Here is a 25,742-nt window from a genome sequence, read left to right on the forward strand (position 1 = left end):
TCAAAACTAACATAGATAGCTTAGTAGTGTCGGCAAGGTTCCGGTTCAGAGTTCTGCTGCTTGCGCTGAGAGTGCTGCGAGCCCGGCAACGACAATCGCCTCAGCATTAACGGAATGTTCGGAATGGAGCCGCGAGTAGGTCGGCGCGATTCCGGGATCAACGGTGGCTGTGCGTTCGTTGTCCACCATCGGGGAGGCGTTGGCGCTGCCGATGACGAAGTTCGACAGCGCGTACGCTGAGCCCAATGGGTCAGCCACGCCGGCGTCGTCGAGAAGGACACACATTCTTTCTGACAGTCGGAGATAGTTCGGGCCACGGGGCGCACGCATGCCGATGACCTGGCAGGCCCACCGGTGCCGTGCCAAGTGGTGGTAGTAGGCGAGCATCAGTGACTGCATGGAAGCGTCCTGTAATGCTGCGGTTACCCCGGGGTCGGTTCCGAGCGTCTCGTCCAGGGCGAGGTCGAAAAGATCGTCCACTGATTCAATGCGCGAATAAAGACTCGGCGCGGCGACGTCGAGTTCTTTCGCGACTGCCCGAACCGTCAGTGCACGCAGTCCTCCGGCATCGAGGAGTGCGGCGGCGGCGCGGGCGATGTCCTGCTCGGTGATGGTTCGCGTGCGTTGGGCGGGCTTGCGGTGTTCCCAGTAATTCACGTCCACCAGCCTATCGGGTGGGGCCCACCGTACTAAGCAACCTATGTTAGTTTTGGTAGCTATGTCCCCGGATACCCATCCTCTGAGCATCGTGACCACGGACCGCCTCCACCTCCGACTGCACACGCGTGCCGATGTCGGCGCCTTGCACGGGATCTACTCGCAGGAGAACGTCGCCAGATACCTGCTGGACGATCCCTGGACCGAGGAGGACGCTGCCCGTCATGTCGCGGACCGGTGCGCGAAGACCGGTGTGGACGGCGGCAGCGGAGCTCTGGCCGTGGTCATCGAACGGGACGGGCAGGTGGTGGGAGACGTCCTGCTCTGGTGGACTGACCGGGAACGCCGCATCGCGGAGATCGGGTGGGTTCTGGATCCTGCATACGGCGGGCAGGGGCTCGCCCGTGAAGCGGTCAGTGCCGTTCTCGATCTGGTGTTCCGACGCTACCGGGCGCACCGCGTCGCGGCACAGATGGACGCACGCAATGCGGCGTCGTCCAGACTTGCAGCTGCGGTGGGGATGACGCGCGAAGCCCATCTGCGTCAGGACTGGTGGAACAAGGGGGAGTGGACCGACACGGTCATCTACGGTGTCCTCGCCGAGGATCGTGCCCTTTGCTCTGAACGGTTGTAGGCACGGGTAACCGCCGCAGCGACACAGCCCCGAGCGTCGCCAGAATCACAGCAGCGATCACCATGGCGGTGGTGAAGCCTGCGTGTTCGACGGCGAAGCCGGTCAACAGCGGACCGCCGGCGAGTCCCACGGCGTAGGCCAGGGTGTAGAGGGAGAATGAGCCACCCAGGGTCGGTGGTTGTGCCTGGAACCCCTGGTCACTGATCAGGGTGGTTGCCGGAGCGTGGAGCAACGCGGCGGACACGCCGAGCAGGCCCATACCGATCGCCGTCTGCCACAGTTCAGTTGACACGCCGACCGTCAGGAGCGAAGCGACGACGGCCACGATCCCGAGTCCGATGAGGATGCGGGACGACACCGAGGCCACGAGGCTACCGACGATCGGATTGGCGATGACCCCTGTCAGGGCGGCGAGCCCGAACAGCAGGCCGATGGTCAGTGCGCTGGCATTCAGGTGGACGGGCAGGACAGGTTCGACGCCTGCCATCACGGCCGCACCGATCACGATGGCCACGACGATGGACACTGAACCGGGAACCCTGAGTACCGCAAACGGGCCGGAGGTGTCGTCGGCGACGCGGGGTGAGTCCTTGATCAGGATGATCCGAAGTACGCCGTCGATCAGTGCGACGGCTGCCGCGAACAGGAAGGGTGAGGCGGTGCCGAAGTGCTCGACCATGACACCGGCGAGGGGTGGGCCGATGAGCACTCCGAGGGTGATCATGGAGATCGCGATCCCCATCTGCTGGCCGCGTTTCTCGAAGGTGGTCGTTGCCGCGATCAGCGATAGCGCGGCGACCCAGGACATCCCGCCGGACATCCCCTGGGCAGTGCGCGCGAGTAGCAGCAACCAGTAGGGGCCACCGGTGGCGAACAACAAGGTGGCGGCCGCCAGACCGACCATGCCGATCAGCAAGGGGGTCTTCGGCCCGTAGCGGTCGACGAAGCGCCCGGCGACGAGGGCGGAGACCACGACGGCCACCGCATAAGAGGCGAACAGAACACCGGTCCACGTGGGACCCGCATCGACCACACTGGGCAGAAGGGGGAGGACGGGCACCGCGAGTCCGACGACGAGATTGTCGGTGAACAGTGCTATGGATGCGACAATGAGCGCACGGGTCGAAGAGGTGCCCCGCGGGGACGGGGAGGGATCATGAACGGTCATGATGAATCGGTTTTCCTTAGGTGTTGAGCAACCCCCTCACCAGCGCTGACATTGCAGCGTCCAGGTCATCGGGTTGCGGTAGATCGTGAGGGCGGGTCACCGCGGTGACGGTGAGTCCCTGGAGAAGGGTGAGAACCATTCCTGCGATCGTCTCCGTGGACGAGGCACGGGGCGGTCGAGGTGCCTGAGACGCCCGTTGGATGACGGCGTCAGCGATGCGGCCTTTCCAGGCGTCCAGCGCCTGGGTCTTCGCGTCCGCCGGATCTGTCGCCTGCGGGGCAACAAGAACGGTGGTTGATGCCAGTGCCCTGAACTGGTCGTCTTTCTGCAGTAGCGTGACATAGCCGCTGAGAAGGGCGGTGAGCCACTGGGCGGAGTCCTGGGGCGTCGGGTTCTCGGGGAGGTCGTCAGTGAAGAGCCGGTCCCCGTACGTCGACCAACCCCACTCCAGTGCGGCCGAGAGGAGTTCCGTCTTGGACTGGAAGTGGTGGTTGAGTGCCCCACGGGTAACGCCGGCACGTTCGGCGATGTGCTCGAACGTTGCCCCCCTCCACCCCTTCGATTCGAAGGACATCAACGCCGCCTGTAGCAGCGCCAGACGCGTCTTTGCCGCGTCCTCGGCTGTTCGTCTCATACAAACAAACTAGCATGTATGTAAATGAGGTCAACCCTCTTCTCGGTTGGATGCTCGTCCGTTTCGGTACGTTCACACGAGCCCCGGGGATGATTAGGATGACCTTATGGCAGAAATGTTCGTCGTCGGCGGAGAGGCGGCTTCGCCGGAGCAGGGTCAGCAGTATGCGGCCTACTTCGCCACCATAGCCAGGGGCCCGTCGGATCCGGCCGGGACGGCGACGTCGCCTGTAGCTCGGCGCTACCCTCTGCGTTCGGACGTAGGAGACGGAGCTATCGACGTCGTCGAGACTCCTGCACATCTCCGCATCGTGCGGTATGACACGTGTTTCCGGGCGCCTCACCACCTCGGTTACAGTTTCGGAGCCGATCGTTTTGAGCTGGAAATATGCTTCGGTGGACGGATGGACATTGAAGAACGCAGCGCGGGGAGTGGAGAGGTGACCTCCGGCCGGACGTCGCTGTCCCCGCCCCGCGAAACACGCGGTGTGGTGTCTTTCCCGGCGGGAGAGCGCTATCGCGCGGTGTCGATTTCAGGGCGACTCCGCGATCTGGCTCCCTGTCTGGGGTCACTCTCCCCGGATCGGTACCGCGACATGTTGGATCACGATTCCCAGCACGCTGACAGGCGTTATCTCGGAATCGCACCTCGCCAGAAGGAACTGCTCGATGGTGGCCGGGACATCTACCGCGGGCTCAAGGACGTGTGCGACGCGTCGCGTGCGCCGGGCCTACGCGAGAACTTCCGGCTGGAGGCTGACGTGATGTCGGTGCTGGGGCTTCTGCTTTCGGAGAGTGGGGGGATGCACGCCGAGCCTTCTCCGCGGATGGCAGAGTTCGAGGAGACCAAAATCCGGGCGATCCCGGAGTTGCTCTGGAAAAGTCGCCATGACCTGCCGACAGTTCCGCAGCTGGCACAGCAGTTACGTATGTCGCCGAAACGCCTCCGCAGTCTCTACTGCGACGAATTCGGTACGACGGTGATCGAGGGGCACCGGCGACGTTGTGTCGATGAGGCAGCAGATCTTCTTGCCCGGACCGACTGGACGGTCGAGCATATCGCCCATGAATGCGGGTATGCCTCCGCGTCGAACTTCGTCTACGCGTTTCGCCGTCAACGGGGTTGCACTCCCGGAGCGTACCGCCGTCACTCCCTCCACACAGTCAGGGATGCAGCTCCACACCGGTACTGATGTTCTGCCGCCACGATTGGTCCATGAGATTTGTACATGGTGTTCCTGAAAACAAGTCCGGCGCAGCGCCCACCGGTTCCGGTTCCGTGGTCGATCCGAAGTATCACCACACGATGCCACTGGTGTTGTCCTGTGTCGCAACGTTTCTCTTGATCGCCTACACCACTATCGTCACTGTCGCCGTGCCGACCGTTGCAGAAGACCTCGGGGTGGGTTTCGGTGTCCTGCAGTGGGTGATCGATGTCTACACCATTGCTCTGGCTGCGCTACTCGTGCCGATCGGAAGCCTCAGTGACCGCGTCGACCGCAGAGTGTTGCTGGCGACAGGGTTCGGTCTCTTCGCCATGTCGTCGTTGATGTGCGCTGCGGCGACGGATGCCACTGTTCTGACGTTGGGCCGGTGTGCCCAGGGCATCGCAGCTGCGATGATGTTCGCAACGACGCTGCCCCTGCTGGAAGCCTCCTACAGAGGTCGTGCCCGGGCGGTCGCCTTCAGCATATGGGGTGCCGTGTCCGGGTTGGCTGCAGCAGCAGGCAATGTCATCGGGGGACTGCTCTCGGTCTTCGGTTGGCGGGCGATGTTCGTGATGGCGGTACCGGTGACCTCGGTCGCAGCCGTAGTCTCCCTGAGGATGCTTCCCCGTCAGGTGGTTCATCAGCCTCGACCGGTGGATAGGTGGGGGATGGTGTTGCTCTCGGTGGGAGTCGGAACCCTGGTCGTTACCGCGCTGCTCCTGGCCGACGGTGCGCCACCGTGGCAGATCACCATGGGGACAGTGCTGTGCATCATCTCCGTTGTATGGTTCGTCGTCCATGAACGACGAGCAGGCACGCCTGTCTTTCCGGCATCCATGGTGACGCGCCCGGGTTTCGTTGCCGCGGTGCTTGTAGCCGTCGTCTACTACTGTGCGTCTTTCGGACCACTTCCCGTGTTGTCACAGTGGTTGCAGGAAGAAGCGGGGCGGACCGCAGTCGGGACGGCGGCCATCCTGTCAATCCAACCGATCCTCTTCTTTGCGGTATCCGCCGTGTTTGGCCCTCGACTGGGCAGGGTGACCAGGAGGATACCTTTCATGGGGGGACTGGTGCTCTGTGGTGTCGGGTGCGCCGCGTTTCTTCTGGTGGTGGTCGTGCCAGGATGGCCGGCGTTGCTGCCTGCAATGATGCTCACTGGTGTGGGAGCGGGCATGATCTCGCCGGTCCTGCCTGCGGCGGCGATGGCGGATATGCCTCCTGATCAGACTGGGGTCGCTTCCACCGCCATGAATGCGGCACGGCAACTCGGCATCAGCATCGGAGTAGCGGCGTGTGCATGGACGGTGCGGGTCACTCGAGAGGCCGGCCACGGGTGGGGGGTCGGAGTGAGCGCAACAGGACTGGCCGCCGGTCTGTTGTGCTTCGCTGCGGCAGGATTGGTCGGTTGGATCCTCCGGCGCCGCTCCGACGACTCAGTGGGGTTTCTGCCAGGTGAGCAGGTAGCGCCAGAACAGTAGTCGGCGCACTCGAGAGGCAGGTAGTAGCGGCGCGGCTGTACGGGCGACCTCACGAGTGGTCAACGACGGTGACAGGTCCATCGGCATGGAAGTATCAGCCGGATCCGTGGAATAGGGGCTCTGAAGGCCCAGCGACTGCCTGACGTGGAATAATCCACCCAATGCGTGGTGGGTGACCGTTGCCGCGAGCTCGACCGGCCACTCCCGCCGGAGGTCGGTCTTCGGCAGCGCGATAGCAGCGAGTATGCCTCCGGGGCGCAGCGCGGCGGCAAGTACCGGCAGCACATCCGTCAGCTCCATGTGGTGCAGCGTGCTGATCGAGAAGATCGCGTCGTACGTGTCCCGTGGGGGCGGGGACTCCAGTACATCGCCGAGAATGCACGTCACATTGTCGGGGACCCGTCGCTGTGCGCGGTTGATCATTGCAGGTGACCGGTCGAGTGCGTCGACGTGGTCGACACGTTCGGCCAACTGCGCAGCGAAAGCCCCGGAACCACAGCCGACATCAAGCACCTGTCCGCAGCCTGTCGGCAGCTGCTCCATCAGGAGCCGGTGATAGAAGGAGTTGTGGTCCCAGGGCAACATGACCGCATGCTACCTGGGCTGCAGCGCAGCGTCGTTCTTTGTGAACTGCCCGGTCCGCCCCCACAGGAACCACAGGGCCGCACCGAGGATCGGGAACGCCAGGATCAGGAGGATCCACACGGCCTTTCCTCCCCCGGCGAGCACGTCACTGGTGACGACGCTGACAATGGCGGCGATGACGAAGGCCAGGATCGCGAGGGCGATGACGGCGATAACGACGAGCAGGGCGATGGCCCAGCCGTTGGACAGGCTGCCGTCGGAGTTGGTGACAGCGGCAAGTGTGTACTGCATGATTCCTCCATGGATGGTGGGGATTGAACTCAGCTATTATCTGGCGCTGCGTCCAGTGCCCGCATCATCCCACGGTCTGATTATTCTCGGACGCCGCCGTCCGTCATCGCCGTGCCTCGATGAGGTGTCGACTTGAGTAGGCGACGAACGGACGCCCGGCTCGCATCTGCGCATCCAGCTCGCGCAACGTGTCGGTGTAACGGTCCACGGAGAAATCCGGGACCCACCATACGCATTTGCGCAGGATCCACACCACGGCCCCGACGTCGAAGAATTCCATCCGGCAGCGTGCCGTCTCAAGTCGCTCGACGGTCAGCCCGGCAGCTTCGGCGGCGGCAACCTCGCCGTCCGGTCCGTGCGGGTCGCGGCCTTTGCGCTCTACCGGGCGCGGGCCGAGAAAGAACTCGATCAGTTCGAAACCGGAGGCCGGTCCCACGTGTTGTGCGAGGTAGTGGCCCCCGGGTGCCAGGACACGGTAGATTTCCGCCCAGTTCGGGGTCACGGGGTGGCGGGCACTGACCAGGTTGAAAGATTGCTCGGGGAAGGGGAGTGGGTCGCCGCCGGACACGGCGGTCTCGACGACATCGACGCCCCGCGGTCCCAGGAGTTCGCGCGCACGCTGCGCGTTCGGCGCCCACGCTTCGGTCACGGTCATTCGATGAGGCAGTGTCGGGGCCTCATTCACCACCTCGCCGCCACCGGTGTCGATATCCAGGGCTGCAGCGTCGGAGTTCGAGGCAGCCAGGGAGCCGAGACGATCAGAGAGGAGGTGCGCGTATCCCCACGGTGGCCGCTCTTCGGTGGCGCGACCATCCAGCCAGTCGAACCCCCATCCGTCCACGTCGGCGCTCTCGGCCTCGGCGATCAGGTCCTCGAAAGATCTCATGGGCCCACTGTAACGAACCGTGGACGTCCGACCCCACCTTGACCGTGCGGGAATTGTCGCACTATCATCGTGCGGAAATAGTCGAACGAACAAGGAGAAGGACATGTCCCCGTCCCGGACCTACGAACACCCCGACACCGACGACATCACCATCCACCGCGTACTTTTCGCGCTCAGTGAACCCCTGCGGCTGAATATGGTGCGGGTGCTCGCCGCCCGCGGGGAAGTCGACAGCATCGATCTCGGGCCTGACCTTCCCCGGTCCACACTGACCCACCACACCAGCCTGTTGCGCGAATCAGGCGTGGTCTTCGTCCGCGCTGAAGGTCGGAAGTGCATGATCCGGTTGCGCACCGATGACCTCGACTCCCGGTTTCCGGGGCTCATTGATACCGTGCTGAGCGGATATGACGAGGTAGGGCAGTGATCCGCAGGGTGTGGCCGTTGACCGCCGCCGCGGTCGCCCTGGGTATCGACGCCTACGTCCTCGCCGGTGTTCTGCCGCAGATCGCCGGCTCCCTGTCCACCACCGCAGCGATGATCGGACTCGGTGTCACCGCGTTCACTGCCGCGTACGCGGTGGCGGGCCCCCTGTTGTCAGGACGGCTGACCCGCGGAAGCACCGCCCGTGCGTTGTTGATCGCCCTCGGGGTATTCAACCTCGGCAATCTCATCACCACCCTGGCGCCCGGCGTGGAGATCTTCCTCGTGTCACGGGTCATCGCCGGCGCGGGTGCCGGTATCCTCACCGCTGTCGCCACGGCGACGGCTGCAGCAATGGTGGAGGACGCCGAGCGGGGCCGCGCGATGTCGATGGTGACCTTCGGGCTGTCCGCCGGAACAGTCGCCGGCGTCCCCCTCGGCATGCTGATCGGCGACACCGCGGGCTGGCGGTGGACCATGGCCCTGGTCGTCGCTTTCGGAGTATGCGGCATGGCGGCGCTCGCTGTGCGTGCCCGTAATCTCCCGGTACTGGACAGTGGTGGTGGGCCGGTCTTCAGTGTCCTGCGCTCGGCGAAGACCAGCCTCGGCGTTGTGGCCGCATTCCTTCTCGGTGTCGCGAGCCTGGGGCTGTACACCTATCTCCTGCCGATGGCGGAATCCCGCGGCCTGGACGACTGGGGGTTCGCACTGGTGTGGGCCTGGGGTATCGGTGGGGTCGGGGCAACAGCCCTGATCGGAAAACCGCTCGACCGCTTCGGTCCGCGACCGTTCCTGATCGCCCTGCCGGTGATCCTCGCGCTCGGTTTCGCCGTGGCCTGGCTCAGCGGCAATCCTGTCGCGTGGATCGTCGCCGCGGTGCTCTGGGGAGCAGCAGGGTGGGCGACGGTCCCCACACTGCAACAGGCCTTGACCGCCGATCGACCCGCCCAGGCCATGCCGGTCATCGCCTTCCAGATGGCGGCGATGTACCTCGGTTCTGCCGTCGGAGCTGCGGCGGGAAGTAGTCTGCTCAGCGGCGGGACCGTCGCAGCGGACCTCGCCGGATGGGCGCTCATCCCTGCCCTGGCAGCGCTGCTGTTGGCGGGGGCGATCAGCCTGCGTTATCTGCAGGCGACACATCCCGTCACGACTGCAGGTCGATCAACACCTTGATGTCGTCGTCCTGATGCTCGAATGCCTCAGCGAACCGCGACAGCGGCACCGTCCGGGTAATCAGCGACGACAACCAGTCATGATCGGCCTTGCCCAGCACTTCTGCCGCGGTACGCCAGTGGTCGACATTGGCGTTGACCGAGCCGACCACGGCAGTGTTGTTGAGCACCATGCGCTTGCCGGCGGCGGCGATGTCGACTTCCATCTTATCGCCCTCCCGAATCCCCAGCAGGCAGATCACCGGATAGGGGTGCTCGTGGGTGAGAGCAGCACCGACGAGGGGACCAGCACCGGTGGTCTCGATGACGATGTCCGGGTCCACCGAGTCCAGGATGTCCCGGAACTCGCCGGTGTGGTACTCGGCGCCCAGCTCAGCGACGAGAGTCGGCTTCACACCTTCGGTCACCCGGTCGACGACATGAACATCCAGACCCCGCTGCTTCCCGATCAGTGCGGCCAGCAGACCCACGGGGCCGGCACCTGTCACCACAACGGAGGACGGCTCGAACCAGGCGCGATTGCCGAGGCGGTCGACCTGGTCCCACGCCTTGGCGACCACGGATGTCGGCTCCAACAGAGCTCCCGCGACGCCGAGAGCGTCGTCTACCTTGACCACGAAGTCCTTGTGGACGACCCACTGTTCGGCACCGAAGCCGTCGATCTCCTTGATGCCGCGTTCGCGGTACTTCCCGTTACGGCACATGTCGAATTCACCCCGTGCGCACGCGCCGCAGGGCTCCGGATCAGGACGACGCACCACACCGACCACATGGTCTCCCGCCTCGAAGCCCGATCCCTCCGGCGCCGAGACGACCTCGCCGAGGGACTCATGCCCGATGATCAGTCTCTTGTGCCCGTCCGGCGCCCACCCGTAGCCACCGGAGTTGAGGTCGTGGTCGGTACCGCACACCCCCAGCGCGAGTCCACGGACGAGCAGTTCGTCATCGCCAGGGACGGGGGCGTTGAACTCCTCGACGGACAGGGAATCGGCCTGACCTGGTTCGACGGTGATGGCTCTGATGGTGTCGGTCATCGTTTCTCCTGAAATACGTGTGTCAGCCGGCAAAAGGCCGGACGGGTTGGCCGTGGACACCGGGGATCGCGGTGAAGACCGCCCCGGCAGTCGGTTGCGTTCCTTCCGCGACGTTCTCACGGGTCGTCGTGATGAACAGTCGGTCCAGATCCTGGCCGCCGAAGGTGCACGCCGTGACGTTGGTGACCGGCAGCTGCACTGTGTCGATGAGTATCCCGGACGGGTCACGGCACTCCACCCGCGAGCCACCGTAGATCGCCGTCCAGATGTTGCCCTCGGCATCGACACACAGGCCGTCTGGTCCGCCGGCCGGGTCATCGACGTCGAGGGTGAACAACGTCCTGCCCTCGTGCAGACCGAGATCAGCGTTCCAGGCGTACACCATGGTGGAGCGTGTCGGGGTGTCGTTGTAGTAGGCCAGGGAGCCGTCCGGGCTCCAGTCGATCCCGTTGGAGACGGTCACTCCATCGCGCACGGTCGTCACGGAGCTGTCGCTGGACACCGACACGAGGACACCGCCGCCGGCAGCCTGGTCGTAGCGCATCGTGCCGGCGTAAAGGCTGCCGTCCGGTGCACAACCGCCGTCATTGAAGCGGACGTCGGGGGAGTCCACCACCGTGACCAGGGCGCGGAGATCGGAGAGACCCGGATCGTCGGCGCGGCAGATCCTATGTTCGGTGGCGAGGACGGCACCACCCTCTGCCCGCGGTCGGAGGAATGCCGCAACCGGACTCCCGACGTTCACCGACGTCACGGCACCGTCGTCGGCGGCGGTGAGCACCCGGCCTGCGGTCATATCGACGTAACGCAGGGTACCGGCGACCGGGGAACCGTCCTGCGGCCACCACACAGGACCTTCAGCGTGGTAGGCGACCGGATCGGTGAACTGCTCTGCCTTCATTCGCCCGAGTCTAAGCACCCGCCGGACAGGGTGCACCGCAGGCACCCCCGCACCAACCGCGGCGTACCGTGGCAGCGACACGACGGACACAAGGAGAATGACGTGGCGAAACTTGGCAGCCGAGAAGCCTGGCTGCGCAGCGGCTATGCACTGTTCGGTGTGATGATCATCGGCCTGGGCGCGGCGATCCTGCAGACCGGGGGAGTCGGCGTGGATCCCTACACCGCACTGAACACCGGAGTGAGCTCCACCATCGGGTGGACGCTGGGTACCTACCAGCTGGTCAGCAACCTCGTACTGTTCATCCCGGTGCTGATCTGGGGACGGAAATACATCGGACCAGGCACGGTGATCAACATGGTGCTCACCGGCTTCTTCATCGACCTGTTCTCGTTCCTGCTGGGACCTGTCATCCCCGATGACCCGTCTCTGCTGCTGATGACCGTCTTCTTCGCCGGCGGGATCGGTGTCTTCGCCTTCGGAGCCAGTGCCTACATGAGCGCGGGCGTAGGTACCGCACCTTATGATGCCATCGCGCCGATGATCGTGGACAAGACCGGATGGAACTACACAAAGGTCCGTGTTCCGCAGGATGTCCTGACGGTGGTCGCCGCTGTCCTGTTCAAGGGGCAGGTCGGGTTCGGTACGGTCATGACCGCCTTCTTCAACGGTCCGTTGATCCAGTTCTTCACCGAGAAGATCAATAAGCCCGCCGTGGAGCGGCTGGTCCAGCGGCACTGAGGGCAGCTGTGATCGGCGTAGCGTTGAGAGGGTGAGCGAACGCACCGACATCACCGATATCACCACCATCAACACCCTCAGGGACCTCCGTGCCGCGGGCCACGTCCAGAAGAGCCTGCGCGCCGAGATCCGGGACAACCTCCTCACCGCCCTCCGCGACGGTCGCGATCCCTGGCCCGGCCTCCACGGGCTGGCAGACACCGTGATCCCCCAGGTGGAACGCGCCCTGATCGCGGGGCATGACATCGTCCTGCTCGGCGAACGTGGGCAGGGCAAGACCCGGCTGCTCCGCACCCTGGTCGGACTCCTCGACGAATGGACGCCGGTGATCGCCGGTTCCGAACTGAGGGAACACCCCTTTAACCCGATCGGCCCTGAGAGCCGCCGCCGGGCGGCGGAACTCGGCGACGACCTGCCGGTCGCCTGGATCCACCGGGACGAGCGGTACGCCGAGAAACTCGCCACCCCGGACACCAGCGTCGGTGATCTTATCGGTGACGTCGACCCGATGAAGGTCGCCGAGGGCCGGAGCCTCGGCGACCCCGAGACCATCCATTACGGTCTGATTCCGCGTAGCCACCGTGGCATTGTCGCGATCAACGAACTGCCCGATCTGGCGGAACGTATCCAGGTGGCGATGCTCAACGTCATGGAGGAGCGCGACATCCAGATCCGTGGCTACATCCTGCGGCTGCCCCTCGACGTTCTCGTCGTCGCCAGCGCGAACCCGGAGGACTACACCAACCGCGGACGGATCATCACCCCACTCAAGGACCGGTTCGGCGCCGAGATCCGTACCCACTACCCGGTCGCCCTGGATGACGAGATCGCCGTCATCCGGCAGGAGGCGGACCTTGGGACCGACCCGCGGGCGGAGGTGCCCGACTACCTGGTCGAGATTCTCGCCCGGTTCACCCGTGCACTGCGGGACTCGTCCTCCGTCGACCAACGCAGCGGCGTCAGTGCCCGTTTCGCCATCGCCGGAGCTGAGACGATCGCGGCCGCCGCCGTCCACCGCGCGGCCAGACACGGAGAGGACCGCCCGGTGGCCCGACCGGTGGACCTCGAGACAGCGGTCGACGTCCTCGGTGGGAAGGTCGAGTTCGAGTCCGGCGAGGAGGACCGTGCCGACGACATCCTCGACCACCTGCTGCGTACCGCGACGGCGGCGACGGCGCGGGCGCTGTTCCGCGGGATCGACCTTGAACCCCTGGTGGCGGCCCTGGACGGCGGAACTCTGATCAACACCGGCGAGCAGATGACGGCCGCGGACTTCCTCGCCGGGCTCCCCGACATCCCGGGGTCGGACCTCTACGACCGCATCTGCCAGCGCCTCGACGCCGTGGACGACGGACAACGTGCCGCGGCCCTCGAATTCGCCCTGGAGGCGCTGTTCCTCTCCCGCCGGATCGACAAGGAGATTGTCGGAGGCGATACGGTCTATGGCTAACAGGCGCCTCACCAGGCAGGCTCGATTCGGACGTTACACCGGCGGTCCCGATCCGCTGGCCCCACCGGTCGACCTCAGTGCCGCACTCGACGCGATCGGCGAGGACGTGATGGCAGGGGATTCCGCCGAACACGCGGTCCGCGAGTTCCTCCGACGCGAGGGGCTCGACGACATAGCGCGCCGGGTGGCGGAACGTCGACGCGAAGCAACCCACGGCACCAGTCTGGACGGGACGTTGCGGGAGATTCGGACATTGCTCGATGCCGCGGTCTTGGCGGAACGCCGCCAACTGGCCCGCGACATCACCCTCGATGACACCGACCGTGCCTTCGCCGAGATGCGGTTGGAGAACCTTCCTCCGTCCGCCGCGGCCGCGGTCAGTGAACTCAACGACTACCGGTGGCAGAGCAGCGAGGCGCAGGAGGCCTTCGACACGATCCGGGACCTGTTGGGCCGGGAGATGCTGGACCAGCGCTTCGCCGGCATGAAGAACGCCTTGGAGAACGCGACCGAGGAGGACCGTGCCGCGACCCAGGAGATGCTCGACGATCTCAATCGGCTCCTGGACGCCCACCAGCGCGGCAGTCTCTCCCCGCGGGAGTTCGACGAGTTCATGGACAAGCACGGTGCGTACTTCCCGGAGAATCCACGGACGGTCGACGAGTTGCTGGACACCCTGGCCCAACGGTCGGCTGCGGCCCAACGGATGCGCAACTCGATGTCGCAGGACCAACGCGAGGAACTCGACGACCTGGCACAACAGGCTTTCGGGTCGCCGCGACTCCTGGACTCCCTGCGCCACCTGGACGGATACCTGCAGGTACTGCGCCCGGAGGAGGACTGGAGCGGCAGAGAGACGATGGGGGAGGGCGAATCCCCGGAACATGCCGGGCTCGGCGACGGGACGGGTGTGTTCCAGGACATCGCCGACCTCGACCGCCTCGTCGACCAGTTGTCGCAGTCCTACGCGGACTCGTCGCTGGGCGATGTCGACCTGGACGTCCTGCAGCGGCTGCTCGGGGATGAGGCCACTGCCCAGGTCCGGTCGCTGCAGGACCTGGAGTCGGCATTGATGACGTCGGGGACCCTGCGACGCGGCCAGGACGGGCGGCTGCGGCTGAGCCCGAAGGCGATGCGCACACTCGGACAATCCCTGCTCCGGGACGCGGCCGACCGGCTGTCGGCACGCCGCGGCCAGCGGGACGCGCACGTCGGTGGCGCGGGAGGAGAGGTGTCGGGGGCCTCCCGCCCGTGGGAGTTCGGGGACACCGCGCCATGGGACGTCACCAGGACGGTGGCCAACGCCGTGCGGCGGACCGTCACCGATGGTGCGGACGCCTCAGCAGGGGTGAGGCTGGAGATCGACGACATCGAGGTGCAGGACATCGAGGCACGAACACGGGCCTGCGTCGCCCTGCTGGTCGACACCTCGTTCTCCATGGCGACGGAGGGACGCTGGGTGCCGATGAAGCGCACCGCCCTTGCACTGCACACGCTGGTCACGACGAGGTTCCGGGGCGACGACCTCGAACTGATCACCTTCGGGCGTCGTGCGCAGGTCACCGACATCGACCAGCTCACCGGTCTGGAGGCGGAGTGGGAGCAGGGAACCAACCTGCACCACGCACTGCTCCTGGCGCACCGTCACTTCCGCCGCCACCCGGACGCCCGGCCGGTGCTCCTCGTCGTCACGGACGGCGAACCGACCGCCCACCTGGAATCCGGTGGCCGGGCGTTCTTCGACTACCCGCCTCATCCGCTGACCGTTGCGAACACGGTGCACGAGCTGGATGCCGTGGCACGGGCGGGGGCACAGACGACGTTCTTCCGGCTCGGCGATGACCCGGGGTTGGCCCGTTTCATCGGCTCTGTCGCCCGTCGTGTCGGCGGGGCGGTGGTGGCACCGGATCTCGGCGATCTCGGTGCCGCAGTGGTGGAGTCGTACCTGGGGTCGCGGACACGCGATCGACAGCGGCGCCGACAGGGGCACCGGCACGGGCACCGCTAGTAGAGCGGCCAGGGGACCGCAGGCATGTCACTGCGCGGACCGGGGAACCGACCGGTACCGAGGAGTTGGTCACAACGGTCGGCAAGTGCCACGACTTCTGCCACGCTGAGCAGTTCGTCGAATGAGTCGCCCAACCTCCCGTCGAGCCCGTCGCGCACCTGCCGGACGGCGGCGAGTTCGTCGTCGGAGAGATGCTCTCCGACCCATCCCCACAGCACGGTGCGCAGTTTGTTCTCGGTGTGGAAGGTCAGCCCGTGGTCCACCCCGTACCGGTGCCCGTCGGCCATCGGCAGGATATGGCCGATCTTGCGGTCGGCGTTGTTGGCCAGGACGTCGAAGAGAACCATCCTGCGTAACGGGGTGGAATCCTCGTGGAAGAGGGAGACAGGTTCGTCCTCCTCATCGACGCCGTCGAGCACGTGGCGCCATCCGTCCTGTTCCAGACGCGAGGCGTCCGGGGTTGCCACGAGCTCTACGGGACCCGGCCCGGTGAGGGGCTCGCACCACAGCTGGACCATGCCCTCGCCAAACGGTCCGTCCCGCAACCAGGTCAGGGGAACGACACGGAATCCCAGTGCGTCCGACAGAGTGTAGGCCGCGACCTCACGGCGGGCGAGAGTGCGGTCAGGAAAGTCCCACAGTGGTTTTTCGCCGATCAACGGCTTGTAGACCACGGTGGTCTCACCGATCTGGCCGCGGAACGTCGCATTGGAGGCCGAGACAATCCGGCCCTCCAATTCAAGATCGCCCTGCGGAGGTGTCGCGGTCGACATTCCGGGAGGATGTACCGTCACGTCAGAACCCGTCGGGTCCGCCGCACTCGTGGCCGTCGGGGTCCATCGGCTGCCCACACCGGGGGCAGAGCGGGCGGCCGGAGTTCACGATCGCCAGCGTCCGGTCGACGAATGCCTTCGCGGCGCCGACGGGGATACGCACCGACAGGAGTTCCTCCGGCTCGACCTCGAGTTCGATGGGCTCGTCGGCGTCCACGGAGGCCTGGAGTTCCTCGAGCTCCTCCGGATCGATCTCCGGCGGGGGAGCGGCCTCGATGACGACCTGGGAGGTCTTCGGATCCCAGCCCAGGCTCAGGACCCCGACCCGGAACTCCTCGTCGACGGGCATGTCCAACGGATCATCGTCGACGAGCAGTTCGTCTGTTTCAGTGGGAACATTGAACGGGTTGCCGTCCTGACTGCGGAGCCGGTCGAGTAGTTCGGCGATCCCCTCCGCGAGGGCGGCGGACTGCTGCTTCTCAAGGGAGACGCTGACCGTCGCACCCCGGTCGCGGGCCTGCAGGTAGAACGTCCGGTCACCGGGCAGCCCCACAGTGCCGACAACGAAGCGGTCCGGCCAGTCGAATCCGTATGTGGTGGTGGGCATAAAGACCATTGTAGGAGTCTTGGCACTCACGGTGCAGCGAGTCCGCCAGCCGCCCCGGTAACAGAGCAACCCCGGGGGATGGTGTGACCGACCTGTCGGGTTGCTGCCTCGTCGGTGGCGGACCGGCTCAGCGTGGCTCGCCGTCATGCCCGGCCCCACCGCCGACCTGTACTCCGTCGCCGGCAGCGGGGACGAGCCAGGACAGGTCGCCGTCCGAGGTATTGACGCACAGGACGTGCGGCATCGCTGCGGTGTAGCGGATGACCGACACGGAAGCAGGGTCGGCGTGCACCCGCTGGAAATGGTCGAAAGGCATACCGTATGCGTCGGCGACAACGGACTTGATGATGTCTCCGTGGCTCACCGCGACCCAGACGGCGCCGGGGCCGTGCTCCGATTCGACGGTGGCGTCATGGTCGCGGATCGCGGTGACGGCCCGGGCCTGCATGTCCGCCAGGGATTCCCCGTCGGGGAACACGGCCGCCGAGGGGCGCCCGACGACGGTCTTCCACAGTTCTTCCTTACCGAGCTCGGCGAGCTTGCGACCCTGCCAGTCACCGTAGTCGCACTCGGTGATGCCGTCGTCGGTGGTGAAGGACGGAGTGCCTGACTGGTGCTCGAGGATGGCCTGGGCGGTCTGCCGGCACCGCTGCAGCGGGCTGGAGACCACTCCCACCAGGGGGACCGTCGCCAGGCGTCCGGCGGTGCGTTCCGCCTGCCCGCGGCCGGTATCGTCCAGGGTGACGCCGGGGGTTCGCCCGGCCAGGATGCCGTCGGTGTTCGCGGTGCTACGTCCGTGTCGGACCAGGATGACTGTGGCCATGGGATCGAGGCTAGCCGGGACGGGGCCACCGGTGCATGCGGCGGTTCGCTGCTCCGAGGAGACCTCCGGGTGTGAGTCGGAGGGCGGTGTCGCGGAGTCCGGCGAGAAGCGGGTGGGAGGCCTGCGCCACGCGTGCTGCCCACCGGGAACGTTGCATGATCGATGTCGTCCGGGCGTGTCGGAACTCCGTGTAGGTGGTGAGGGCAGCGCCGAGCGAGGCCGGCGAAACGCCCCGGAGAAGGACGGTGAGAGTAGCGGCATCCTCGATGCCCTGGCCCGCACCTTGGCCGAGGTTCGGGGTCATGGCGTGGGCGGCATCACCGATGAGCACGGTACGTCTCTCCGTCAGAGAGGTGAGCGGTGTGAGCAGGTCATAGATGTCATGGCGCATCAGATCGCCCGGAGGGGTGGCTGCGATGCAGTCCTGGATCGGTGGGTGCCAGCCGGCGAACCGCCGACGGACTTCGGCGTGTTCCTCGGGATAGATGGTCCCGGCGGGGCAGTTCAGCGTCCCGAACCAGTAGATGCGGTTGTCAGGAAGGGGGACGATGCCGAAGATCTGCCCGCGGCCCCAGGTCTCTCCTGCCTCGTCGTGGATGTCGACCGGCTCGCTGGTCACGCCGCGCCAGGCGGTGTACCCGGCGTAATGCAGGCCGGTGTCCAACCCCAGGACCCGACGGTTGGGGCTGTGGATCCCGTCGGCAACGATGACCAGGTCAACCGGGTCGACGCGTGCAGTGTCGTGGTCGAGGACGATATGCGGCCCTCCGCTGGGATCGACGGTTGCGGGCGAACCGGTGTGGAGCGTCCCCGGCACGAGACTGTCAGTGAGGGCGCGGTGGAGGTCCTGTCGGTGAACGCTGCGCATCGACCCGGTTGCCGACGCCGGAGCGGTGGTCAACCACCCGCCCGACGGCGAGCGTTGTCCGGCGCGCATCGATGCGATGGCGGCACTGGACACTCCCCGGACAGTGTCGCCGAGTCCGACGAGGTCGAGGGCTTCGAAGGCATTGCCGAACAACGTGAGCCCTGCGCCCACAGCGTCGGAGTGGGAGCGACGTTCGAAGATGACCACGTCGTGACCGTCTCTCTGCAGTCCTGCGGCGGCGACCAGTCCGGCGATCCCGGCACCGATGACGGCGATTCTCATGGCGTACACCCTTTCGCGTTGTCGTGGCTCTACATATGTAGAGTACTCGACGTCCACTAGGATTGCCGATGTGTCGGAGCAGTCACAAGGGCAAGACCGCCGAGCAGAGATCGCTGACGCCGGAATCCGGATCATCGCGTCACGCGGCGTGCGTGCGCTCACCCACCGGGCCATCGACACGGAGGTGGGCCTGTCCGCCGGATCGACGTCGTACTACGCCCGTACCCGGCGCGACCTCATCGTCCTCATCGTGGGACGGTTGGCGACGCGTACGACAGCGGATATGTCAGCGGTGCAGTGGCCGGATTTTCTCACGGTGTCTACTGCAGCAACGCTTGTTGCACGGGCCATCGGGGCGACGCTGCAGCGCGAGGAGGAGCACGTCGCCCGGATCGCTCTGCACATCGAGTACCGTCACGACGACGAGATTCGCGCTCTGTTGGCGGGGGACCCACCGGTGCAGCCGCACCTGGTTGCAGCGGCAGAGCGGTGCCTCCAGCTTCTTGGAGTGGATGACGCTGCGGAGGCGGCCGCCGATTTTGTCGGGTTGGTCGACGGCCTACTGATGCGGCGGATCATTCGGGGAGGTGGTGTCGACGTGAGCGACGATGCCGGTGCGGAGCGGATCGTCCGTAACTACCTTGCCGGACTGGTAGCCGGCGAACGCTGATGGTCGAGTGGGAAGCGGTGCTACGGGTATGACTGTCACTGCCGGTGCTAGTCACGGCAGGGGCCTGGCTACCTGGCCCGCGCCAAGCCACGGTGACGGGCATGGAAACAGTAGAAGACACCTGCTCACGCGGTATGTCGCGACGCACCGCCTCCCTGGCCCTGCTCGCGTTGAGTATCGGTGGTTTCGGGATCGGTCTCACGGAGTTCGTGATTGCCGGACTGCTCACCGAAGTCGCCGACGACCTGGGGGTGAGTATCAGCGTCGCCGGTCATCTTGTGGGAGGTTATGCCCTGGCCGTGGTGCCCGGCGCGCTTGTTCTCACTCCGTTGCTGATGAAACGTCCGCCCAAGCAGGCGCTGCTGGTTTTGCTGGCATTCTTCATCGCCGGAAGCCTGTTGTCCGCCTGGTCGCCGAACTACGAGATCATGTTTGCTGGGCGAGTCTTCGCCGCACTCGCCCATGGCGGTTACTTCGGGATCGGTGCCGTGCTGGCGGCATCCCTGGTCCCGCGGCAACGACAGGCGTCCGCGGTGGCGGCGCTGTTCGCTGGGCTAACCATCGCCAACGTCCTCGGTGTACCTGCCGGGTCGTTGATCGGTCAGCAGTTCGGGTGGAGGACGGTCTTCTGGGTCATTTCGGTGGTGGGCGTGGTGGCGTTCGCCGGACTCGTCGCTCTCGTCCCGCGCACTGAGCCGGAGAAGGACCAGCTCCCGGTCGGCCAGCAGTTCAGGGCACTGGCACGGCCGCAGGTTCTGGCGTCACTGCTCACCACCGCGCTTGTTTTCGGAGGCATGTTCGGCGTCTTCACCTACATCGAGCCGCTGCTGCGTGAGGTCAGTGGCTTCTCTGCTGCGACGGTGCCGTGGCTGTTGGTGTTGTTCGGTGCCGGTCTGTTCCTGGGAAACATCGTCGGTGGAAAGGCGGCTGACCGCAACGCCGACAACGCCGTCCTGATCCTGTCTCTGCTGCTGCCCGTCGTTCTGCTCGTCCTCGGGGCTGTTGCTGCGATGCCGGTGGCGACCGGCATCATGCTCTTCCTGCTCGGGCTCGTGGGATTCGCCACTGTACCGGGGCTCCAGGCGCGGGTCATGCGGCATGCTCATGGCGCGGCCACCCTGGCATCGGCCACGAATATCGCGGCCTTCAACCTCGGCAACACCGTCGGTGTGAGTATCGCCGGAGCTGCGATTGCTGCCGGGTTCGGGCTGCGTAGTCCGACGCTCACCGGTGCTGCACTGACTGTTGTCGGGTTGATTCTCATCTTCATCGCCAGGGCCGCTGCCCTGCGCCGGGTGGAAGCGTAGGTGTTCACCCCGCCTGAGGTGCCTGGCGTCAGGGGAGTGCGGCGCTCGCCATCCGGGTGATCGCGGCGAGGTCGTGTTGTGGAACACCATCACGAGCTCGCTGGGCCAGCCCGCTCAGCACAGTCATCACGTAGGCCGCTGTCGCGGCTGAGTCTGTTTCTTCGGGGAGACGTCCTGCTGCGGTGTCATCGTCGATCTTGGCGGCGATCTGGGCCGTCTTATGCTGGCGGAGTTCGGACAACTCATGGTGGACGTCCTCGTCGTCCGTACCGGCGTCTCCACCGGCAATCAGGCAACCCGGGGGCAATCCGTCGCGGGTGTAGCGCTGTGGTGCTTCCGTCAGGATCCGGCGCAGTGCGAGGGCGGCCGTCGGCTCCTCGTTGAGTGCGGCATCGATGAATCCGCCGTACGTGTGGTCGTATACGCCGACTGCTTCGGTGAACAGGGCGCGTTTTCCGCCGAAGGCGTTGTAGAGACTGGGCTGCCCGATCCCCAGCTCCTGGCTGAGGTCGCGTACCGACGTGGCCTCGTAGCCCTTGCGCCAGAACACCCGGATCACGGTGTCGAGGGCGGTGTCCCGGTCGAAGCCGCGGGGCCTGCCGCGGGGTGGCGTGGAAGTCATTCCCCCATTGTATGTCGGACGCTACAAAATGTGCTACGTTCGCTTTTTATAGCACTCGATATAAAAAGGAGGATGGCGATGACATCGCTAACGGGAACGAACACTGCAGTTGTCGGGTACGAAAAGGGGGTACTGCTGTGATGCCACTGGCAATCTGGGGTATCGGTTTCGGCATCTTCGCCCAAGGCACCAGTGAGCTCATGCTTGCCGGTCTGCTGCCCGACATGGCCGATGACCTGCAGGTGACCATCCCACAGGCGGGAATGCTCATCAGTGCTTTCGCGCTCGGCATGCTCGTCGGGGCGCCGGTGCTGGCGGCGCTGACCCTGCGCTGGCCCCGACGCTTCGCCCTCCTGCTGTTCCTCGCGGTGTTTGTTCTCAGTCATGTAGTCAGCGCGCTCACCGGTAGCTATGAACTGTTGCTCGCCATGAGATTCATCGGAGCATTCGCCTATGCCGGGTTCTGGGCCGTCGGCGGGAGTACCGCGATGGCGTTGGCGGGACCTGAGCGACGTGGGCAGGCGATGGGCATCGTCGCCGGCGGGCTGACCGTCGCCACCGTGCTCGGTCTACCGGCAGGAACGTGGATCGGGCAGCACCTCGGCTGGCGGGGTGCGTTCTGGACGGTCGCGGTGCTCTCGATTATTGCGGCTGTCGTCATTGTGTTCTGCGTGCCTGCCCTGCGCCCGGAGAATCCGCCGAACCTCCGTGCCGAGCTCAGGGGCCTGCGTCCTCCACGGTTGTGGTTGTCCTATGCCATGACGGCGACGGCGACCACCGCACTGCTCGGGACGTTCTCCTACCTCTCGGCGATGCTGGTCGAGACCACCGGTCTTGGATCATCCTGGGTGCCCGCGGTGTTGTTCGGCTACGGGTTCGGAGCGCTCGTGGGTATTGCACTCGGAGGAAAGGCCGCTGACCGCTATCCGAGTTCTGTCCTCGGTATCGGTTTTAGCGGACTGCTGGTGACCTCGGTGCTGTTGGCGGTGTTCGCGCAGTATCCGGGCGCGGTCATCGCCTTGGTCGTGGCGCTGGGCTTCCTCGGTTTCAGCACCAACCCTGCGTTGAACTCGCGCTTCATCCCTCTTGCGCCGGACGCTCCCACGTTGTCGGTGTCCGGGAATGTCTCCGCGTTCAACGTTGGCATCACCCTCGGACCGTGGCTCGGCGGGTTGGCACTGTCGGCGGGGCACGATTATCCGGTCATTCCCGCTATCGGTGCCGCGGTCGCGGTCCTCGCGCTGGTGCTGTGGGCATGGGACCTGGTCCTGGACAGCAGGACGAGACGAGCACCGTCGAATCAACGGCGGGAGCCGTGCGGCACGGAGGCGGTGAGAGTCGAGACTCCTTGTGGATAGGCGTGACAGGCGCGAGGCTTCCTGGGACGTGCACCGTCGGTTGGTTTTGAGAGGCGCGGCCACCCCTGAGTGTCCGTCCCGGAGGCACGTCAGTCCACTAACTTAACGGTATTGACTCTAGGGCGTGTATCCAGGCTATGGTGTCCGGCCGTCTCTGATTGAAGCCGACCGAGACATCGCCGAGTTCTCCAGCCTGACCGCCCCACTGAAGTCATCTGGAGTCTCCAGGTCCAGCTCTTTGGCCCGGCTCGGACTGTCGATCAGACCGAACTCTCTGAGAAAGGCGACACGCGGATCTCCGGGAACGTAGAGTCCGGCCTCGTGGCCGTTGCCCTCGAAAATCGGGGCCGTACCGGAAGGACGCCCCCTTCAGGCTCGAGTACTTCGCCGCCTCGGGTACCATGGCGTCCTCCGACTCCGCGATGAGACCAGCCGCCTTGTTTATTGCGTTTCCTCTCGTCAGTCCGTCAGGTCTTGCGAGACACGGTCAGCGAAGGCGAGCGCGGCGGAGGGAGACCCGTACTGCATCTCCATGTCATAGGTGAAGACCCGGTTGTTCTTCACGAACGGCAGAGACCGCCACTGCGGATTGTCTTTGAGTTGATCCATCATGTTCTCGAAGTCGGCATCGTCTGTTTTCCCCTGTACGGTCCCGATCCACACCGCGTCGAGATCGGCGAGCCTGTGGATCTGCTCCATGCTCAACTCAAGATCCCGGTCGCCCTCCTCAACCATGAGGTCCAGGCCCAGGTCGGAGAACACACCACACTCCAGTCCGGCGTAACAGCCCACGTTGAACTTATTGTCGTAGAACCCTAGTGTTCCCACGGTGAGCTCACCGTGGCCGGAAGATTCTATCTTCGCCCGGAAGTCCTCAGTCGCAGCAGTGTATCTGTCTTTCCACTGCGTCAGATGCTCTTCCCTGCCCAAATCGGCGGCGGTGCGTTCGAAGTGCCTGAGCCACGGTTCGCCGTCGAAGGAGTTGTTCGAGTAGGTCGAAGCCACGGCGGACAACTTGTCGTGCGCTTCCTCCAAGCCGCCGATCCCGTTGAGGATGAAGTCCGGGGCAGCATCCGCCACCGCCTCATAATTAACCTCGGGATAGTTGACGAAGGTATCCGTCACATTCTTCAGCGCATCCTGCGGAAAATAGGACGGGAACGAGTCGTAGCCGTCACGCACCGGCTGAGTGGAGGCGAGTGGGATCCCCAGGGTCGCGAGGATGTCCACGTCAGTGGTATAAAAACCCATTGCGGCGGTCGGTTCGTGTTCTAGGTCCACTGCATGACCGAGCGGATCAGTCGTGTGAATTCCACCCTGGGTGCTTGTCGCGGTGTCCTCCTCGTCATCGGTCGAGCAGCTCACCGTCGCACTCAGGGTCAGGGCGGCGAGCACCGTCGCCGCCGTCCGACGCAGCAGGGACGCCTTCTGCGTCAGGGCCGTTGCAGTCATTTTCGCTCCTCATTGTCGTGAATCGCCCCCTCAGCAAAGGGTTACCTTGGTAGAGGCTACAGAGCGGACCAGTATGCCAAGCGACAGAAATCGTCGCTCACCGGACATCCGTCAGGAACCCCGTCACCGCGTCCGGAGCTCCTGCGGTCCACGGCCGGCGGCACGCTATGACAAGCTGACGATTGTGTACCGGGCGGTGGCGGTGCTGTCAGTGGTCGTCGCCTGGCTCGCACCTTTAGGAGTCACGCCCTAGACTCTGACACCTATGTGAGAGCCAACCCCGGGAAGGAGTCCTCGATGCGGATCGGTGAACTGTCGCGGCAGACCGGTGTGAGTATCCGTTCCCTGCGCTACTACGAGGAGCAGAACCTGCTGCACCCGGCTCGGCTGTCCAGCGGGTACCGGGTCTATGACGACGCTGATGTTGACCGTGTGCATCGTATCCAGGCTCTGCTGTCTGCGGGGCTGAGCACCCACAAGATCGAACACATCCTGCCGTGTCTCCAGGGCCACGAGGGTGATCCTGTGGCGCTGGCCTGTTCGGACCTCTACGACGAACTCGTCGCTGAGCGTGATGAGCTCCTCGACCGTATTGACGCACTACGCGCCTCAGTGACGGCACTGGATGCTGTGATCACTGCCAGCCCACAGCCCACGACGACTTGACTCTCACACTGGTGTGAGCCTTTAGCGTCGACACCATGAGCAACGTCACGAGTAATCGAATCGCCTACTACCGCTACGGTGGCCCGGACGTCCTTTGCTGGGAGCCTGAGGAACTCTCCGCTCCTGGAGTCGGGGAGGTGCGGATCCGGCAGGAGATGATCGGGGTCAATCCGGTGGATTGGAAGATGGTCGCCGGATACTTCCGGCACACTGACCGTGTGCCGTTTCCACACGTCCCGGGGTGGGCCGGCACAGGGGTGGTCGAGGCTGTCGGAACTGGAGTGGCTCATCTGCACATCGGTGATCCGGTGATAGCCGGTGCCCGTGGAGGGGCTTTCCGGGAGCATCTGGTGGTGGATGCCAGCCTCGTCGTGTCCCGTCCGGACTCGCTGAGTATCGAGCAGGCGGCAGGGCTGCCGTCCTCTGCTGTGGCCGGATACTCATTGGTCGAAAACCTTGATGTGGCGGCGGGGGATACACTGCTGGTGCACGGAGCCGCCGGCAGCGTCGGTTCGGCGGCAGTGCAGGTCGCCGTCAGTCGGGGAGCCGAGGTCATCGGGACGGCGTCGGCAGGCAACCACGACTACCTGCGCTCGCTCGGCGCGGTAGCCGTGGAGTACGGCCCCGGGCTTCTCGACTCACTGAGACGCCACCGTCCCATCGATGCCGTCGCTGACGCCGTCGGCGGGCGGGAAACGGTGGCCGTGACTCGCGAGGTCCTGGGCACGCGTGGTCGTGCCGTTACGGCGTGGGGAGACCCCCACTCGGACGCCGCCGGAATTCCGTGGGTGCGACACCCGGCGGACGAGTTGGAACAGACCGTGGCACTGGCTGCGCGGGGCGTGGTCAACGTGAGGATCGGTGCGACCTTTCCACTGGCGCGGGCCGTAGACGCGCTGACGTTCAGTCAGACGGGCCACCCGGCCGGAAAGATTCTGCTGGTTCCCTGATGATGGCGATCACTGCCATCACCTAGAAACCAGGTAGATTTCCAGGCTGAAGCACGTCGGCGCATGATTGCGCGCCGGTCATGCCCCCTACGCAG

Annotated in this window: 27 protein-coding genes; 13 read left to right on the top strand and 14 right to left on the bottom strand. The window is 65.3% G+C overall.

The genetic code is table 11. From position 1 onward, the window contains the following. Window positions 1–45: 45 nt before the first annotated feature. Window positions 46–657 (bottom strand): TetR family transcriptional regulator, encoded by a 612-nt coding sequence (locus CGLY_RS05410; protein ID WP_144313634.1) that lies wholly within the window; start codon window positions 655–657, stop codon window positions 46–48. A gap of 91 nt (window positions 658–748) precedes the next feature. Here CGLY_RS05410 and CGLY_RS05415 point away from each other — a divergent pair, with 91 nt between their 5' ends. After that, window positions 749–1,291, top strand: coding sequence for a GNAT family N-acetyltransferase (locus tag CGLY_RS05415; RefSeq protein WP_227590395.1), 543 nt, complete (start codon window positions 749–751; stop codon window positions 1,289–1,291). On the opposite strand, the gene CGLY_RS05420 is transcribed toward CGLY_RS05415, so the two are convergent. Both CGLY_RS05420 and CGLY_RS05425 read right to left on the bottom strand, forming a co-directional pair. Beyond that, on the bottom strand, window positions 1,239–2,459 hold the full coding sequence (locus CGLY_RS05420) for an MFS transporter (protein ID WP_038547120.1): 1,221 nt from the start codon (window positions 2,457–2,459) through the stop codon (window positions 1,239–1,241). The genes CGLY_RS05415 and CGLY_RS05420 overlap by 53 nt on opposite strands. Before the next feature lie 16 nt (window positions 2,460–2,475). Then, a complete protein-coding gene (locus CGLY_RS05425) occupies window positions 2,476–3,093 on the bottom strand; it encodes a TetR/AcrR family transcriptional regulator (protein WP_038547123.1) in 618 nt (205 codons plus the stop codon). Window positions 3,094–3,199: 106 nt separating this feature from the next. Here CGLY_RS05425 and CGLY_RS05430 point away from each other — a divergent pair, with 106 nt between their 5' ends. Next, a complete protein-coding gene (locus tag CGLY_RS05430; protein ID WP_052539719.1) occupies window positions 3,200–4,285 on the top strand; it encodes a helix-turn-helix transcriptional regulator in 1,086 nt (361 codons plus the stop codon). Window positions 4,286–4,308: 23 nt separating this feature from the next. Continuing rightward, complete coding sequence (locus CGLY_RS05435; RefSeq protein WP_158407374.1) at window positions 4,309–5,778, top strand: MFS transporter; 1,470 nt, start codon at window positions 4,309–4,311, stop codon at window positions 5,776–5,778. Here the strand turns inward: CGLY_RS05435 and CGLY_RS05440 are convergent. From CGLY_RS05440 to CGLY_RS05450, 3 genes are all read right to left on the bottom strand, one after another. Then, complete coding sequence (locus CGLY_RS05440) at window positions 5,734–6,363, bottom strand: class I SAM-dependent methyltransferase (protein WP_038547126.1); 630 nt, start codon at window positions 6,361–6,363, stop codon at window positions 5,734–5,736. The two genes, CGLY_RS05435 and CGLY_RS05440, sit on opposite strands and share 45 nt — an antisense overlap. Before the next feature lie 9 nt (window positions 6,364–6,372). Next, complete coding sequence (locus tag CGLY_RS05445; protein WP_052539724.1) at window positions 6,373–6,654, bottom strand: PLDc N-terminal domain-containing protein; 282 nt, start codon at window positions 6,652–6,654, stop codon at window positions 6,373–6,375. Window positions 6,655–6,757: 103 nt separating this feature from the next. Further along, entirely contained in the window at window positions 6,758–7,540 is a 783-nt protein-coding gene (locus CGLY_RS05450) for a class I SAM-dependent methyltransferase (RefSeq protein WP_038547129.1), read from the bottom strand. A 103-nt stretch (window positions 7,541–7,643) separates the two neighbouring features. Between CGLY_RS05450 and CGLY_RS05455 the strand changes: the two genes are divergently transcribed. Further along, window positions 7,644–7,967 (top strand): ArsR/SmtB family transcription factor, encoded by a 324-nt coding sequence (locus tag CGLY_RS05455; protein WP_038547131.1) that lies wholly within the window; start codon window positions 7,644–7,646, stop codon window positions 7,965–7,967. After that, a complete protein-coding gene (locus CGLY_RS05460) occupies window positions 7,964–9,136 on the top strand; it encodes an MFS transporter (RefSeq protein WP_038547134.1) in 1,173 nt (390 codons plus the stop codon). The genes CGLY_RS05455 and CGLY_RS05460 overlap by 4 nt, the downstream gene beginning before the upstream one ends. Here CGLY_RS05460 and CGLY_RS05465 read toward each other — a convergent pair. Next, window positions 9,108–10,169 (bottom strand): glucose 1-dehydrogenase, encoded by a 1,062-nt coding sequence (locus CGLY_RS05465; protein WP_227590396.1) that lies wholly within the window; start codon window positions 10,167–10,169, stop codon window positions 9,108–9,110. The genes CGLY_RS05460 and CGLY_RS05465 overlap by 29 nt on opposite strands. Window positions 10,170–10,191: 22 nt before the next feature. Then, window positions 10,192–11,070 carry an SMP-30/gluconolactonase/LRE family protein gene (locus CGLY_RS05470; RefSeq protein ID WP_038547137.1) on the bottom strand — a complete coding sequence of 293 codons (879 nt, stop codon included), beginning with the start codon at window positions 11,068–11,070 and terminating at the stop codon, window positions 10,192–10,194. A gap of 102 nt (window positions 11,071–11,172) precedes the next feature. On the opposite strand from CGLY_RS05470, the gene CGLY_RS05475 reads away from it, so the two are divergent. The 3 genes from CGLY_RS05475 to CGLY_RS05485 are packed head-to-tail and all read left to right on the top strand — an operon-like array spanning window position 11,173 to window position 15,269. Continuing rightward, complete coding sequence (locus CGLY_RS05475; protein WP_038547140.1) at window positions 11,173–11,811, top strand: YczE/YyaS/YitT family protein; 639 nt, start codon at window positions 11,173–11,175, stop codon at window positions 11,809–11,811. A gap of 31 nt (window positions 11,812–11,842) precedes the next feature. Beyond that, window positions 11,843–13,261: a magnesium chelatase gene (locus CGLY_RS05480; protein WP_227590397.1), complete on the top strand. Its 1,419-nt coding sequence runs from the start codon at window positions 11,843–11,845 to the stop codon at window positions 13,259–13,261. Continuing rightward, entirely contained in the window at window positions 13,254–15,269 is a 2,016-nt protein-coding gene (locus tag CGLY_RS05485) for a vWA domain-containing protein (protein ID WP_052539726.1), read from the top strand. Before CGLY_RS05480 ends, CGLY_RS05485 begins: the two co-directional genes overlap by 8 nt. Here CGLY_RS05485 and CGLY_RS05490 read toward each other — a convergent pair. From CGLY_RS05490 to CGLY_RS05505, 4 genes are all read right to left on the bottom strand, one after another. Continuing rightward, complete coding sequence (locus CGLY_RS05490; RefSeq protein WP_038547142.1) at window positions 15,266–16,042, bottom strand: SCO1664 family protein; 777 nt, start codon at window positions 16,040–16,042, stop codon at window positions 15,266–15,268. The genes CGLY_RS05485 and CGLY_RS05490 overlap by 4 nt on opposite strands. A 22-nt stretch (window positions 16,043–16,064) precedes the next feature. Continuing rightward, window positions 16,065–16,649, bottom strand: coding sequence for a DUF3090 domain-containing protein (locus CGLY_RS05495; RefSeq protein WP_038547145.1), 585 nt, complete (start codon window positions 16,647–16,649; stop codon window positions 16,065–16,067). A 127-nt stretch (window positions 16,650–16,776) separates the two neighbouring features. After that, window positions 16,777–17,472: a histidine phosphatase family protein gene (locus tag CGLY_RS05500; RefSeq protein ID WP_038547148.1), complete on the bottom strand. Its 696-nt coding sequence runs from the start codon at window positions 17,470–17,472 to the stop codon at window positions 16,777–16,779. A gap of 10 nt (window positions 17,473–17,482) precedes the next feature. After that, entirely contained in the window at window positions 17,483–18,622 is a 1,140-nt protein-coding gene (locus CGLY_RS05505) for an FAD-dependent monooxygenase (RefSeq protein ID WP_038547151.1), read from the bottom strand. 70 nt (window positions 18,623–18,692) lie between these two features. On the opposite strand from CGLY_RS05505, the gene CGLY_RS05510 reads away from it, so the two are divergent. Both CGLY_RS05510 and CGLY_RS05515 read left to right on the top strand, forming a co-directional pair. Further along, window positions 18,693–19,292 carry a TetR/AcrR family transcriptional regulator gene (locus tag CGLY_RS05510; RefSeq protein ID WP_038547154.1) on the top strand — a complete coding sequence of 200 codons (600 nt, stop codon included), beginning with the start codon at window positions 18,693–18,695 and terminating at the stop codon, window positions 19,290–19,292. 101 nt (window positions 19,293–19,393) lie between these two features. After that, complete coding sequence (locus CGLY_RS05515; protein ID WP_227590398.1) at window positions 19,394–20,599, top strand: MFS transporter; 1,206 nt, start codon at window positions 19,394–19,396, stop codon at window positions 20,597–20,599. Window positions 20,600–20,627: 28 nt separating this feature from the next. Here CGLY_RS05515 and CGLY_RS05520 read toward each other — a convergent pair whose 3' ends face one another. Then, a complete protein-coding gene (locus CGLY_RS05520; protein ID WP_038547159.1) occupies window positions 20,628–21,221 on the bottom strand; it encodes a TetR/AcrR family transcriptional regulator in 594 nt (197 codons plus the stop codon). Between the two features lie 140 nt (window positions 21,222–21,361). On the opposite strand from CGLY_RS05520, the gene CGLY_RS05525 reads away from it, so the two are divergent. Further along, window positions 21,362–22,579: a Cmx/CmrA family chloramphenicol efflux MFS transporter gene (locus CGLY_RS05525; protein ID WP_038547162.1), complete on the top strand. Its 1,218-nt coding sequence runs from the start codon at window positions 21,362–21,364 to the stop codon at window positions 22,577–22,579. Window positions 22,580–23,038: 459 nt separating this feature from the next. Here CGLY_RS05525 and CGLY_RS05530 read toward each other — a convergent pair whose 3' ends face one another. Further along, on the bottom strand, window positions 23,039–24,031 hold the full coding sequence (locus CGLY_RS05530) for an ABC transporter substrate-binding protein (RefSeq protein WP_052539727.1): 993 nt from the start codon (window positions 24,029–24,031) through the stop codon (window positions 23,039–23,041). A 267-nt stretch (window positions 24,032–24,298) separates the two neighbouring features. On the opposite strand from CGLY_RS05530, the gene CGLY_RS05535 reads away from it, so the two are divergent. After that, window positions 24,299–24,697 carry a MerR family transcriptional regulator gene (locus tag CGLY_RS05535; protein WP_227590399.1) on the top strand — a complete coding sequence of 133 codons (399 nt, stop codon included), beginning with the start codon at window positions 24,299–24,301 and terminating at the stop codon, window positions 24,695–24,697. 35 nt (window positions 24,698–24,732) lie between these two features. Continuing rightward, window positions 24,733–25,647 (top strand): NADP-dependent oxidoreductase, encoded by a 915-nt coding sequence (locus tag CGLY_RS05540; RefSeq protein ID WP_038547168.1) that lies wholly within the window; start codon window positions 24,733–24,735, stop codon window positions 25,645–25,647. Window positions 25,648–25,742: the final 95 nt, after the last annotated feature.

Origin of the sequence: Corynebacterium glyciniphilum AJ 3170, from assembly GCF_000626675.1 — a bacterium.
GTDB lineage: Bacteria > Actinomycetota > Actinomycetes > Mycobacteriales > Mycobacteriaceae > Corynebacterium > Corynebacterium glyciniphilum.

Excerpts from the sequence above, each read along its gene's own strand:
- CGLY_RS05420 (WP_038547120.1), bottom strand. The coding sequence starts at position 2,459 with ATGACCGTTCATGATCCCTCCCCGTCCCCGCGGGGCACCTCTTCGACC.
- CGLY_RS05425 (WP_038547123.1), bottom strand. The coding sequence starts at position 3,093 with ATGAGACGAACAGCCGAGGACGCGGCAAAGACGCGTCTGGCGCTGCTA.
- CGLY_RS05430 (WP_052539719.1), top strand. The coding sequence starts at position 3,200 with ATGGCAGAAATGTTCGTCGTCGGCGGAGAGGCGGCTTCGCCGGAGCAG.
- CGLY_RS05435 (WP_158407374.1), top strand. The coding sequence starts at position 4,309 with ATGAGATTTGTACATGGTGTTCCTGAAAACAAGTCCGGCGCAGCGCCC.
- CGLY_RS05440 (WP_038547126.1), bottom strand. The coding sequence starts at position 6,363 with ATGTTGCCCTGGGACCACAACTCCTTCTATCACCGGCTCCTGATGGAG.
- CGLY_RS05445 (WP_052539724.1), bottom strand. The coding sequence starts at position 6,654 with ATGCAGTACACACTTGCCGCTGTCACCAACTCCGACGGCAGCCTGTCC.
- CGLY_RS05450 (WP_038547129.1), bottom strand. The coding sequence starts at position 7,540 with ATGAGATCTTTCGAGGACCTGATCGCCGAGGCCGAGAGCGCCGACGTG.
- CGLY_RS05455 (WP_038547131.1), top strand. The coding sequence starts at position 7,644 with ATGTCCCCGTCCCGGACCTACGAACACCCCGACACCGACGACATCACC.
- CGLY_RS05465 (WP_227590396.1), bottom strand. The coding sequence starts at position 10,169 with ATGACCGACACCATCAGAGCCATCACCGTCGAACCAGGTCAGGCCGAT.
- CGLY_RS05470 (WP_038547137.1), bottom strand. The coding sequence starts at position 11,070 with ATGAAGGCAGAGCAGTTCACCGATCCGGTCGCCTACCACGCTGAAGGT.
- CGLY_RS05485 (WP_052539726.1), top strand. The coding sequence starts at position 13,254 with ATGGCTAACAGGCGCCTCACCAGGCAGGCTCGATTCGGACGTTACACC.
- CGLY_RS05490 (WP_038547142.1), bottom strand. The coding sequence starts at position 16,042 with ATGTCGACCGCGACACCTCCGCAGGGCGATCTTGAATTGGAGGGCCGG.
- CGLY_RS05495 (WP_038547145.1), bottom strand. The coding sequence starts at position 16,649 with ATGCCCACCACCACATACGGATTCGACTGGCCGGACCGCTTCGTTGTC.
- CGLY_RS05500 (WP_038547148.1), bottom strand. The coding sequence starts at position 17,472 with ATGGCCACAGTCATCCTGGTCCGACACGGACGTAGCACCGCGAACACC.
- CGLY_RS05505 (WP_038547151.1), bottom strand. The coding sequence starts at position 18,622 with ATGAGAATCGCCGTCATCGGTGCCGGGATCGCCGGACTGGTCGCCGCC.
- CGLY_RS05515 (WP_227590398.1), top strand. The coding sequence starts at position 19,394 with ATGGAAACAGTAGAAGACACCTGCTCACGCGGTATGTCGCGACGCACC.
- CGLY_RS05520 (WP_038547159.1), bottom strand. The coding sequence starts at position 21,221 with ATGACTTCCACGCCACCCCGCGGCAGGCCCCGCGGCTTCGACCGGGAC.
- CGLY_RS05525 (WP_038547162.1), top strand. The coding sequence starts at position 21,362 with ATGCCACTGGCAATCTGGGGTATCGGTTTCGGCATCTTCGCCCAAGGC.
- CGLY_RS05530 (WP_052539727.1), bottom strand. The coding sequence starts at position 24,031 with ATGACTGCAACGGCCCTGACGCAGAAGGCGTCCCTGCTGCGTCGGACG.
- CGLY_RS05540 (WP_038547168.1), top strand. The coding sequence starts at position 24,733 with ATGAGCAACGTCACGAGTAATCGAATCGCCTACTACCGCTACGGTGGC.